General features: G+C 65.6%; 4 protein-coding genes and 1 pseudogene. 2 read left to right on the forward strand and 3 right to left on the reverse strand.

Going from position 1 to position 12,798, the window contains the following annotated elements; all coding sequences use genetic code 11:
- Window positions 1-111: 111 nt before the first annotated feature.
- From LB553_RS30230 to LB553_RS30240, 3 genes are all read right to left on the reverse strand, one after another.
- Window positions 112-801 (reverse strand): M15 family metallopeptidase, encoded by a 690-nt coding sequence (locus LB553_RS30230; RefSeq protein WP_224518611.1) that lies wholly within the window; start codon window positions 799-801, stop codon window positions 112-114.
- Between the two features lie 118 nt (window positions 802-919).
- Complete coding sequence (gene pbpC, locus LB553_RS30235) at window positions 920-3,010, reverse strand: penicillin-binding protein 1C (protein ID WP_224518612.1); 2,091 nt, start codon at window positions 3,008-3,010, stop codon at window positions 920-922.
- 124 nt (window positions 3,011-3,134) lie between these two features.
- A complete protein-coding gene (locus tag LB553_RS30240; RefSeq protein ID WP_224518613.1) occupies window positions 3,135-8,615 on the reverse strand; it encodes an alpha-2-macroglobulin family protein in 5,481 nt (1,826 codons plus the stop codon).
- Between the two features lie 276 nt (window positions 8,616-8,891).
- On the opposite strand from LB553_RS30240, the gene LB553_RS30245 reads away from it, so the two are divergent.
- The gene (locus LB553_RS30245) at window positions 8,892-10,820 is read left to right on the forward strand and encodes an autotransporter assembly complex protein TamA (protein ID WP_224518614.1); all 1,929 of its coding nucleotides are present in this window, start codon (window positions 8,892-8,894) and stop codon (window positions 10,818-10,820) included.
- Between the two features lie 2 nt (window positions 10,821-10,822).
- Window positions 10,823-12,798, forward strand: a pseudogene (locus tag LB553_RS30250) (translocation/assembly module TamB); the annotation flags it as partial.

The following is a 12,798-nucleotide window of genomic DNA, read 5'->3' on the forward strand; positions in this document are numbered from 1 at the left end:
ATCCATCTGCAAGGCATGGGCCTCCCAGCCCGAACACTTCCGGCTCAATCCGCTCCAGCAAATGCCGGGACTAAACAACTAGGCGGAGCCGGCTGCCGGGCAAGGCCGACGCTAGTTCGCGGTCACCGGAAAATCGAAACGCTGTTTGGGGAACGGCTCTTTGGCCTGCGTGAAGTGCCACCATTCGCGCGCATAGTTGCGAAAGCCGGCGGCGCGCATGGCAGTCAGCAGCGTTTTGCGGTTTGCGGTGGCTTCGGCGCCGATCAAAGCGCTGGCGGTTTCGCTCTTTGGATCAAAGCAGTCGAAACCGGTGCCGAAATCGAGCGTGCCGCCGTTCGGCGCACCGCAGGTCGGATGAACTGCGCTTTTATTGCCGGCCTTGGCGATAGCAAGGTCCACCGTCGAGCCTCGAGAATGGCTGGAGAACTCGCCGATGTAGCCTTTGGCGATGAGATCGCCACGTTCGACGGTCGGATACCATTGCGGGTCGGGCCGGCCGCCTTTTCGCGTCCATTTGCCCATATCGGCAACCGCGCGCGCCGGCCGGTAGCAGTCGAACACGACCAGCGTCATGCCTTTGGCGGCGATTGCTCTCTGGACGCTGGACAGCGCCTTCGCGGCATGCGCGGTGAGGATGCAGACCGGCGTGTAATAGCCGTCGACCTTGCGGTGTAGGAAGTTCTCGCGACCGGCGTAGCGGATATCCTGGCGAATGGTCGGGTCGATATCGGCGAGCCTGACGAAGCCGGCGGGCAGGGGATCGGCGCGGAGTGGGGCGGAGGTCGTGAGTAAAAGCGCCATCGTGGCGAGGATGGCAGCCGTTGACTGCCAAAGTTGGCGCCTCGCGCCGGACCTCAGGCCAGAAATTCCGTGACCCAAAGTCTCAACAAACGCAATCTTCTGAATCGCTTGCCGTGCTCTATTCAACGAACACCTTCACGCTCGCCGCGCGTCCGGCCGCGTCGATCACCGTCAGCGTCGAATAGCCGGTGCCGTCGGGTTGCCAGGTCGCCGTGCGGCGGCGGTCGATGCCGGCGAGCGGCTTGCCGTTGGCGAGCCAGCGGAACGGCGCCCGGCCGCCTTGCAGCTTCAGCACCAGCGGCGTGGCCTCGGCCGAATTGGTGCCGAGGTCGACGCGGGCGCCGTTGGGCGGGAAGATGATGGTCGGCGCCGGCTCGGTGGCGGTGGCCTGCACCAGACCGTCGGCGCCGGCGCCGAAGCGGGCGAGCGTCACCGGCAATTCATCGCGCTTGGGGTTGAAGACGCCCGGCGGCCGGCCGGGCAGCGGCACGCCGGCAAGGCCGGAACGGACGAAGCCCTCGAACAGGATGGGTGCTGCCGAGACATAGCCCGACAGGCCGGGGATCGGGCTGGCATCGGCGCGGCCGACCCACACACCCAGCACGTAGCGGCCGTCGAAGCCGACGGACCAGGCATCGCGATAGCCGTAAGAGGTGCCGGTCTTGTAGGCGATGCCGCGTTGCATGGCGCCTTCCGGCGGCTTCACCCCGGACAGGATGTCGTTGATCTGCCAGGCCGCCTGGTCGTCGAGAATGGTGGCGGTGATGCGCTCGGCATTGGCGGGCTCGGTGCCGTCATGCAGCGTGTGCATCTTGCCGCCATTGGCGAGCCCCGTATAGAGCTGCACCAGGTCGCGCAAGGTCACGCCGACGCCGCCAAGTCCGATCGCCAGGCCCGGCGCTTCGTTGACCGGCAGGATCGGGGTGACGCCCGCCTGGCGGAAGCGCGCGGTGAGCCGCGCCGGGCCGACAGCGTCGAGCACGCGGATCGCCGGCACATTGAGCGACAATTGCAGCGCCTGGCGGATCGAGACGTCGCCCTGGTAGCCCATGTCGAAATTCTTCGGACGGTAGCCGCCGAAATCGGCGGGGCTGTCCTCGATGATCATCTCCTGCGCCACCAGCCCCTGCTCGAAGGCCAGCCCATAGATGAAGGGCTTCAGCGTCGAGCCGGGTGAGCGCACCACCTTGGTCATGTCGATCCAGCCGGAGCGGCTGGCATCGAAGAAATCGGCCGAGCCGACCTCGCCCAGAATGTCGCCGGTGCGCGCATCGGCCATGACCATGGCGACGGAAAGTTTCGGCCCGAGCTTCCTGGCGGCATCTCGTGCCACCTGTTCCAGCCCCTGCTGCACGCTTTTGCGGATGGTGAGCTGCAGCGGCTTGCCTGGCACGGCCCTGGGCAGCATGGCATAGGAAGCATGCGCGGCCAGCCCCGGCAATTTTCTGCGCAGGCCGGAGACGTCGTCCAGCGCGGCGCGCGCGGCTTCGCGTTCGCCGAGCAGGCCGGCCGAGACCATGCGGGTGAGCACGCGGTCGCGCGCAGCATGGGCAATGCCGAGATTGCGGTCGGGCCGGCGCTTCTCCGGCAATTGCGGCAGGGCGACGAGCAGGGCGGCTTCCGACACGGTGAGCCGCTTCGGCTCCTTGCCGAAATAGGCGAGCGAGGCAGCGCGCACGCCTTCGAGATTGCCGCCATAGGGCGCCAGCGTCAGATAGCGCTCGAGGATTTCCCGCTTGGTGAGCCGCCGTTCGATCTGGATGGCGCGCAGCATCTGCTTGAGCTTGGTGCCGAGGCTGCGGCTGTCGCGCGGCTCGATCAACCGGGCAAGCTGCATCGACAAGGTCGAGCCGCCGGACACGATATGGCCGCTGGCGACAAGCTGGCCGGCGGCGCGGCAAAGCGCCAGGACGTCGACGCCGCGGTGATCCCAGAAGCGCTTGTCCTCATAAGCCACCAGCATGTCGACGAACTGCTTGTCGACCTGGTCGAGGTGGGTCCCGAGCCGCCAGTAGCCGTCCGGCGTCGCGAAGGCGCGCAGCAGCTGTCCGTCGCGGTCCTGCACCTCGGTTGAGACCGTCAGCTTTGCCGGAAGCGGCGGCGGGAAAGCGCGGTCGAGTTCCCAGAGGGCAGCGACCGAAAGCGCCGCGAAGCCGGCTAGAGAAATCCCGGCGATGGCTGTTCGACGCAGAAATTTCCTGGAGAGCATGGCGCTGCCCCTCATTGCCCTGCCCGTCCTTCGCAGCAGCTACGCTGCAGCTTCGGAGGGTGAACCGGCCCCTTCTCCCGGTATAGAGACGGGGAGAAGGGAGATATCGGCGACCTTGTCATCGCTACTCGGCCTTCACCTCCATCATGCCGGTGGCGGTGCGGGCCGAATATTGCGGCCGGTACATGTCCTCCACCGTCGCCGCCGGATGGGCGTAGGTGCCCGGGGTAACCGCGCGAACGACATAGGCCAGTGTGATGTTGCGGTCGTGGTCGCCTTCATTGGGATTGAAGGCGGCGACGAAGCGGTCATCGCGGAACTCCAGATGCGCGGCATCGGTTTGGGCCAGCCAGGAGAAGTTCGACAATTGCGCGCTGGAAACCAGGCCCGGATTGTCGATCTCGAAGCCGGCCGGCAACAGGTCGGTGATCAGGAGCCGCGACGGCCATTTGTTCTGCTCATAGATTTTGAGCACGACCACATAGCGCTCGTTCTGCTTGGCTTCGGTGACGTTGGCCTCGGTGCCGTCGAGCTTGTAATAAGTGCGCGCGATGGTGAAGCCGTCGCCGCCGGCCGGCAGCGGCTCGACCGGCGCGGCCACCGCGGTCACCACCGCCTGCAGCGGCGTCGCGCCGGTGTTGGCGATGGTGAGCGGGCTGTCGACAAGATTGCTGCCGGCGACCTGGTCGGAGTAGCCGCCCGAATGCGGCGCGCCGTTGACGGAAAGCGTGATGGAATCATTGCCTTCCTTCAGCGCCCGCGCGGCGAGTAGCATCCAGGATTCGTCCTGCGTGCTCGTCCAGCGGGCGTCGGCGCGCGCCACGCCCACCAGCTTAATCAGCTGCGGCATGATGCTCGGCACCGGCTTCGATTCCGCCGCCAGCGCCAGTATCGCCGCGCCGTCGCGCAGCCGCGAGCCGTAGTCCGAGCGGTAGTAGTCGTAGTCGGTTTCCGACTGCGCCAGCCTTAGCGCCGTCTGGAAGGTGGCTTCCGAACGCTGTGTGTCGCCGTAGAGCGCCAGGCTTGCCGCCAACTGGGCGACGGCCATCGGGCTGGAGAAGGCTTCGAGCTGCGTGTCGGCGTAGTAACGCAGGTCGCCGATCGAGGCCTTCTTGTTGCGGGCGAGCACGTAGAGCGCATAGGCGATCTCGCTGCCCTTGTCCTGGACATCTTGGTCGTAGCCGAGCGAGTTCTGCAGGTTGTTCAGCGCCTGGTTCATGGCCAGCGCCGGCACATCGTACTTTTGCTCGCGCGCCCGGGTCAGGAACTCGGTCACATAGGCGTCGAGCCACAGATCGCCGGAGCCCGGCCCCCAAAGGCCGAAGCTGCCGCTTGCCGCCTGGTAGGACAACACCTTGTAGATGGCGTCCTGGATGCGGCCATGCAGGTCAGGGTCGGTCTCCATGCCGATGCCCTTGGCCATGTCGTTGACATAGAGCAGCGGCATGGCGCGGCTGGTGGTCTGCTCGGCGCAGCCATAGGGGTAGCGGTCGAGCGACATCAGAAGCGACGGCACGTCGAGCGCGGACGACTGCGAAACGCCGACGGTGACCGAAGCGCCGTCGAGCACGCTTGCGGCAAGCAGCTCCTTATCGACGCGCAACGAGCCGCCATTGGGCTTTAGGTCGACAACCATGCGGTTGGTGACCGGAAGCTGCGCCGGGCGCACCGGCAGATAGAGCGTCTGCTCGACTTCCGTGCCGTCCGCATGGGCCAGTTTGACGGTGACCGAGGCATCGCCCGCGGTCTTGGCGACCAGCGGGAAGGTGAGCGACTGCCGCTTGCCCTGGGCGAGTGTCAGCTTTTCGGGCAGGGGCTTGTCACCGGTCGACAGGTCGCCGGTCGTGGTGACCGAGAGCGCATAGTCGCCGGCCGGGCCGTCAGTGTCGGCAATGTCGAGGCGCATTGTCGCCGCATCGCCCGGCGCCAGGAAGCGTGGCAGGCCGGCGGTGATCACCACCGGATCGCGCACGATGACGTCGGTCTGGGCATGGCCGACGGCATCCTTGGTCCAGGCGACGGCCATGACGCGCACGGTGCCGTTGAACTGCGGGATGTCGAAATCGACGCGCGCTTTGCCGTTGGCATCGAGCTCGACCGGGCCGGAGAAGAAGGCGACCAACTTTTCGGTCGGCGGGCTGCCCTGTGCCTGCATGTTCGCCCCGTCACCGCCGGTGCGTATCTTCCCCATGGTGCCGAGCGAGCCGTCGATCAGGCGTCCATAGAGGTCGCGGATCTCCAGCCCCAGCATGCGCTGGCCGAAGAACCAGTCCTCCGGATCTGGCGCCTTGTAGTTGGTGAGGTTGAGGATGCCGACGTCGACGGCAGCCACCATCACATAGGCATTGCTGCCGGCCTGGGCGCCGCTGACGGCGACCGGGATCGACAGTTGCTGGCGCGGCACGGTTTTTTCCGGCGGCGTCAAGCTGACCGCGAGCTTCTTTGAGCCCGGATCGACCGACAGCCATTGGATGCCGATGGCGCGGGCCGGCATGCGCGATTCCTGCGCGTCGCCCGGCCGGAACAAGGTCGCGGTGACATAGGCGCCGGCGCCCCAGTCTTCGCCGACAGGGATGTCGACGGTGCTGCCGCCGGCCGGCACCGAGGCGGTGACGGTCTTCAGCAGCTTCTCAGCACCGATGGTGACCAGCAGCTCGCCGGCAAAATGCGGCGAGACCTTCAACTTGGCGACTTCGCCGGCGGCGTAGGTGTCCTTGTCCAGCGCGATCTCCAGGCCATCGGGCGTTTCGGTGGTGGTCGAGGCGACATACCAGCCGGCATCGAACTCATAGCTGGTCGCTGGACCGTCGGGATCGGCGGTCGCGACCTCGAGCCGGTAGCGGCCCCAGTCGACGGGGAGCGACACCGTCGCCTCGCCATCGGCCTTCAGGTCGACCGCGCCGTTGGCGACGGCCTTGGTGAGGTTCACCGCCTCGTAGTTCCACGAATTGTTGGAACGGTACCACTGATAGTTCCGCTCGACCTTGACCAGCGACCACTGCGCGCCTTTCAGGTCCTCGCGCTTGCCGTTCGGGTCGACGGCGATGATGCTGAACTTGGCGGTTCCGCCTTGCGGCACCTCATCGCCCTCGAAGTCCGGGCGAATGCCGATGACATCGCGCTGCGGGCGAACGCCGATGTCGAGCGAGCGCTCGACGGCGCGGCCGCCGGCCTCGCGCATGCGCACGGTGACCTTGGCGTTGACCAGCTTGGTGGTCGACGGCAACTGGGCGATCGTGACCGGGAATGTCGCCTTGCCGTCGTCGCCGACCACGGGAAGGTTGGCGAGAGGCGTGACGGTCGGCTCGCTCGACTGCTCGTCGGCCAGACCGAAGCTGAAATCCTTGAAGCTGTCCCGGGCACTGGTGGTCGACAGCATCAGCTCGCCTTCAAGCGCGAGGCCCGCGGCCGGCGCGCCATAGAGGAAGCGGCCGTCGACGGTGGCATTGGCGGTTTCGCCCTGGGCGATCTCCTTCTTGTCGGCGGTCAGGTCGAATTCGATGCGATCCGGCACGAAGTCTTCCACCAGGAACATCTGGCTGGCGACCGGCGACTGCTTGGGATCGGTGTAGATCGACACCGTCCAGGTGCCGCGCATGGCGTTGGCCTCGAGCGGCAGGTCGACGGCGTGGCCGCCGGCGGACTCGCCATTGCTGACGATACGGCGGTTCTCGACGCCGTCGGGGCGGGTGAAGATGAAGGTGAGCGGCAGGTTCTCGACCGCTTTGGCGGCGCCGTCGCGGGCAAGGGCCGCGACATGCACGTCCTCGCCGGCGCGGTAGATGCCGCGCTCCGTCCAGGCATAGACGTCGAGCGCGCCCGGCGAGGCGCGCCCTTCGACGCCGCGATCCGACAGGTCGAAGCCGGCCTTGCCCATGTCGAGGAAGACGAAGTCGTTGTCGCCCTGCTTGGCCATCAGCACGGCCGGCCCCATGCCGTTTTCGCCGCGGGTGAGGCCCGGATTGAAGACGGCGTGGCCCTCGGCATCGGTGGTCGCCGTGCCGAGGATCTCGTTGTTCTTGGCAAGCAGCGTCAGTTCGGCGCCGGATATCGGCTTGGCCGAGCCCAGCGAACGGGCAAAGACGTTGAGGCCGTCCTGGCCGGTGTAGGTGGAAAGGCCGATGTCGGAGACGACGAACCACTGCGTGGCGCGTGAACCATAGTCGTCGCTCTTGTCGTCGACCGGCTGCGCGGTCAGCACATAAACACCGGGCTTGCGCTGCGGGATCGCCTCGTCCACCGGGAACGAAGTGGTAACCTCCTTATTGAGATCATTGGCGATATCGAGCGTGCCCGACCAGACGGGCGCGCCCATCTGGTCGGAAATGGTGGAGATGTCATAGCCATCGAGCTGATGCAGGAACTGATAGCCGGACAGAAGCTGCGCCAGCGAACGATCGCCGATGCGGTAGAGCGTCATCTTGGCGGCGTTCATGTTGACGGTGACGACCGGAACGCCGCGGCGTGCGCCGGCCGGCAGCACGAAGCTGTCGCCGGTGAAGCGGGCGGACGGGGCACGGTCCTGGATGTAGATCGACAGCACGACGGGCGCGGCGATCGTCTCGCCGAGCGCCGACGGCAGTCCGGTGCGGAAGGTCACGTCATAGTGCTGGCCGTGTTCCAGGCCTTCGACGCAGATCTGCTTGTCCTTGGCCTCGACGGCCTTGGGCGCGGCGTTGTCGACCGTCACGAACTGCGAATAATCGACTCCGGTCTTGACCAGTTCCTCGGAAAACTGGGCACAGATGCGCGGCAAGGAGGAATCGGCATCGACGGTGTGCTCGACGACGCGAAAGCCCTTGCGCGCCTTGAGGTCGGCATAATCGACCTGGACGGCCGGCGAGCTCACCAGCGCAAGGCTCGCCTCATAGGCCTGCAGCGACGGCCGGTAGAGATCGCGCTTGTCGAGGCCCGCGCCAAGCAACGCCAGCGCCTCGGCCCGGGTCTTTGCCGTGCGCACCAGCTTGTAGGCGTTGAAGGCCGCCGAGGTGGCGTTCATCGGGAAAGTCGAGGGTTCGGTGGTGTTCGACGCCGGCTGCACGGCAAGCGTCTCGCGCGCCAGCGCAAGCCACAGCGCCCCGTCATCGGGCAGGACCGAGACCGCGGCCTGGTATTTCTGCATGGCAAGGCGATGGTCGCCGGTAAGCGACGCCTGCTCGGCGGCGGCCTGCAGGGCGGCAAGGCCCTCGGTCGGCTTGTCGTAGGCAGGATCGGTCAGCTTGTTGCGGAACTGCTGAGCCTGGTCGGCCATCCAGTTGGGGAAAAAGGCCAGTGCCGGCGGGGCGCCGATATCCGGGTCGCCATCGACATTCGCGACCTTGCCGGCGACGGCGCCGGTGAAGGATTTCAACTGGTTATAGTCGGATTTGAGGAAACACCATTTGGCCTTGGTGTTGTAGGTGAAGGCCCGGCAGGCGGGATCGCCGAGGCAAGTTGTCTTGCACTGGTCGAGGCTGACATTCTGCTCCGACCTCAGGTCGAAACCGAAATAGTCGGAATTGTCGGTTGTTACGATTCGCCGGGCTTCGGCGGCAAAAGCCGCCCCGCCCAGAGCGAAAAAGATGAGAAGAAGGAAAGAGAGACCACGAGCCGCGCGCATTGCCATACCACCCTCCAGACATCGCCAGCGTCCGGCATGATCAAGCTTCGTGCAGGCTTGTCAACGCCGGAGCGCCGCGGGTTTATTACCCGCGAACGGTTTCCATGCCGGCCAAAGGCCGGTATTTCGACAGAACCTCTGTGAGACGGATCACACTTTCTTGCGAAATCGCAAAAGGTGTGAATTCCAAGCCCGGTCTGTTTCAGACAATTGGATTGTGGCCCCTTTACGAACGTTGCGGAACTTCATTCCAATTTTAGTTTTGTCGACTAGGTTGTCTTAATGCCGGCGCATGAAACGCAGATGTCAAAGGGGATCGCGCCAGGGCGCGGGCTCCCGCGCGCCCTGCTTTTGGCGCTCGTCTGCTCGACCGTGCTGGCCGCGGAGGTGCGGCAGGCGGCGGCTTTCGAGATTTTCGGCATCAAGCTTTGGGGCTCGTCCAAGGACGAGGATGCCGACATCGTCGATCCGCTGCGCTACTCGGTGACGATCAATGCGCCTGATGCCGACAAGGATCTGATCAAGAGGCTCGAAAACGCCTCGGCGCTGAAAAATGACCAGGATCATCCGGTGTCCGGATCGCTCGGGCTGATGGCCAAGGCGCGCGGCGACCGCGAACAGCTCGTCGCCGCCCTCTATGCCGATGCCCGCTACGAAGGCGTGGTCACCATCACGATCGAGGGCAAGTCGATCGACGAATTGCCGCCGGATGCCGAATTCACGGGGCCACAGCCCATTCCGGTGGTCATTACGGTTTCCCCCGGGGCGAAATTCACGCTTGGCAACATCCGGCTGAAGGGCGATGCGGCGGGGTTGGCGGCAGCCGATTTCGGCCTGATCGCCGGCGGCGATGCCGGCTCCGGCGCGGTGCTCAAGGCCGAAGCCCTGATCGTGCGGGCCTTGAAGGAAGAGGGTAGGCCGCTTGCCAAGGTCACGGAGCGCGAGATTATCGCCGAGCATGCCAGCTCGACGCTGGACGTGACGCTGACGGTGGCCGCCGGCCCGGTTGCGGGCTATGGCGACACGACGGTCGAGGGCACGGAAAAGGTCGATCGCGACTTCACCGAGTATATGACCGGGCTGAAACGGGGCCAGCAATATTCGCCGCAGGAGATTGACGATGCCCGCGACCGGCTGCTCGGCCTCGAAGTCTTCAACAGCGTGACCATCAAGGAAGGCGACCGTCTCGACGCCAACGGCAATATCCCGATCGGCGTCCAGGTCAGCGAGCGCAAGCCGCGCTATTTTGGCGTCGGCGGCACGTTCTCGAACACGGAAGGTCTGGGGCTCGAAGGCTATTGGGGCCACCGCAACCTGTTCGGCCAGGCCGAGAAGCTGCGCATCGACGGCTCGATCAGCGGCATCGGCAGCAACAGCCTTTCCGCGCTCAACTACAATGCCGGCGTCATGTTCGAGAAGCCGGGCGTGCTCGGGCCGACCTCAAAGTTCTTCACCGGCGTCAAGACAGTGCTCGAACACCCCGATGCCTACGACCATTTCTCGGTCAAGGGCGATGTGGGCGTTTCCTACGACCTCGACAAGAAGCAGCGAGTCTCGGCCGAATTCGATCTCGATTATTCGAAGATCACCGACGTCTTCGGCAAGCATACCTATCTGATCGCCAGCGTGCCGCTGCAATATGTCTATGACAGCCGCGACAACAAGCTGAACCCGACCAGGGGGTTCCGCTTCCTCGCCTATGCCGAGCCGAGCTACGACATATTGAACGGCGCGGCCTTTCTGAAGCTGAAGGGCGAAGGCTATGCCTATCAGTCGATCGACACGGCAAGCCGGTTCGTGCTTGCCGAACGCGCGACGCTTGGCTCGATCGTCGGCACCGGGCTGCAGAACGTACCGGCCGACCGGCGCTTCTATTCAGGCGGCGGCGGCTCGGTGCGCGGCTATGCCTATCAGGGCATCGGCCCGAAAGACATCAACGGCCAGCCGATCGGCGGCCTCTCCTACTTCGAAACCTCGGTCGAGATGCGCATCGGCGTCACCGATACGATTGGCATCGTGCCCTTTGTCGATGCCGGCACGGTCTCGACCAAATCCTTCCCCGATTTCTCGAATGTGAAGGTCGGCGCCGGCGTCGGCCTGCGCTATATTACTCCCTTCGGGCCGTTGCGCATCGACGCTGCCGTGCCGCTCAACCGCGATCCGGGCGATCCGCATTTCGGCATCTATGCCGGCATCGGCCAGGCGTTTTGACGATGAAGATCTTCTGGCGCATTCTCCGCATCTGCCTCTACGCGCTGCTCATCCTGCTGGTGGTGGCGATCGGCGCGCTGGTCGTTCTGACCGGCACCGAAGGCGGCCGCCAGAATCTTGCCGGCCTCATTTCGAAGATGGCTTCCAACGAGGACCGCAAGGTCACGATCGCCGGCATCGAAGGCATCTGGTCGGGCGCGCTCAGGGTCGACCATGTCGTGCTGGAAGACCGCGCCGGCCCCTGGATGGTGGCGCGCAAGGTGGCGCTCGACTGGTCGCCGGCGGCGCTGCTGTCCCGGAATTTCAATGCCGACCGCTTCGCCGCCGAGCGCATCGAGCTGGCGCGGCTGCCGCAGCCGAGCCAGCAGCCATCGCAAGGTGGCTCGACGAGCCTGCCGGTGTCGATCGACGTGAAGCGGATCGACCTGCCGGAGATCGCTCTGGGACAGGAGCTTGCCGGCAGCGGCATCGCCGAACTGGCCGCCAAGGGGTCGCTCAGGGCCGATCCGTCGCCGCTGGCGGTAGAAAGCGTTCTCAACGTCAGCCGGCATGACGGCAAGCAAGGCAATGTCGACGCCAAGATCCACTTTGCGCCGGCCGACAACAAGCTCGACCTCGACCTCAAGGCGTCGGAGCCGGCCGGCGGCATCATCGCCAATTTGCTCAAGCTGCCGGATGCGCCGCCCGTCAACATCGTCGTTTCCGGCAGTGGGCCTTTGGCCAACTGGAGCGGCGTCGGCACCTTCATGGTCGACGGCCGGATCGTCAGCCAGTTGACCGGCCGGCACCAGCTCACCGACAAGGGCCACCGCTTCGAGGCCAAAGGCGACGGCCGGTTCGAAGGGTTCCTGCCGGAGAAGATAAAGGCGCTGTTTGCCGGCAAGACGAGCTTCGACCTCGCCGGAACGGCGACCGCGTCGGGTGGGATCGATATCCAGCAAGCCGTCATAGAGAGCGCGTCCGTGCACGGCGCCGCGACCGGCAATGTCGATCCGAAGGGTGCCAGCGACCTGTCGGTCGAGCTCTCGGCAAAGGACAAGCCGGTCACCGTCGATGTCGGCAACAGCGCCGTTCCGATCCTGGTCGCGGTCGAAAAAGCCACGGTGCGCGCCTTCGGCGACGGCAAGGCGCCGATGGTCGATATCGGCACGTCCCTTACTTCGGTGGCGGTCGGCGGCACGCAGCTCAACAATATTACGGGCGAGATCCATTCCGACGGCTTCGATGTCGAGACCCTTAGCGGCCCGGTCGCCATCAAGCTCGCGGCCGCCGGCCTGAAGACCGATGTGGCGACGCTGGCGCCGCTGGTGACCGGCAGGCTCGCCGCGGACCTTTCCGGCACGATCAGCCGCGAGACCGTGACCATCGACAAAGGCACCGTGCGCAGCGATGCGCTCAATGCCGGGCTGACGGCAAATGTGGCGCTGGTCGACCTTTCGATGACGCTGAAGATGAATGCCGACGCCGTCTCGAAGGCATTGCCGCCGCAGATCAGCTCGCTGCTTGGCGAGCGGGTGAAATTCTCGGCCACCGCCACGCGCGATCCGCAGGGCGCGTTCGCCGCCAACTCGCTGGAGATCAGCTCCGGCTCGCTCAGCGCCAGCGGCACCGGCAGCATGCAAGGATCGGATATCCAGGCCAGCGTCAAAGGCACGTTGGGCGACGTCTCGCCACTGTCGTCGCTCGCCGGCACGCCGCTCGCGGGCGGGGTCAATTTCGCGCTGACGACCACCGGTCCGCGCTGGGCGCCGGATTTCTCCGTTTCAGCCGACAGCGCCAGCCTGACGGCGGCCGGCCGCACGGTGAAGGACATCAAGCTCTCGGCCAAGGGCAAGGCCGACATCGCCAATCCCACGGCCGAAATCTCGCTGACCGGCAGCGCCGAGGGGCAGGCGCTAGATATCGCAGCCTCGCTGGTGACGGCCGACGGCAAGCGCTCGATCAGGGGTCTCAGCCTGTCGCTCGGCTCCAACAAGGT

Source organism: Mesorhizobium sp. CA8 (assembly GCF_020164955.1).
In the GTDB taxonomy this organism is placed as follows: Bacteria; Pseudomonadota; Alphaproteobacteria; order Rhizobiales; family Rhizobiaceae; genus Mesorhizobium.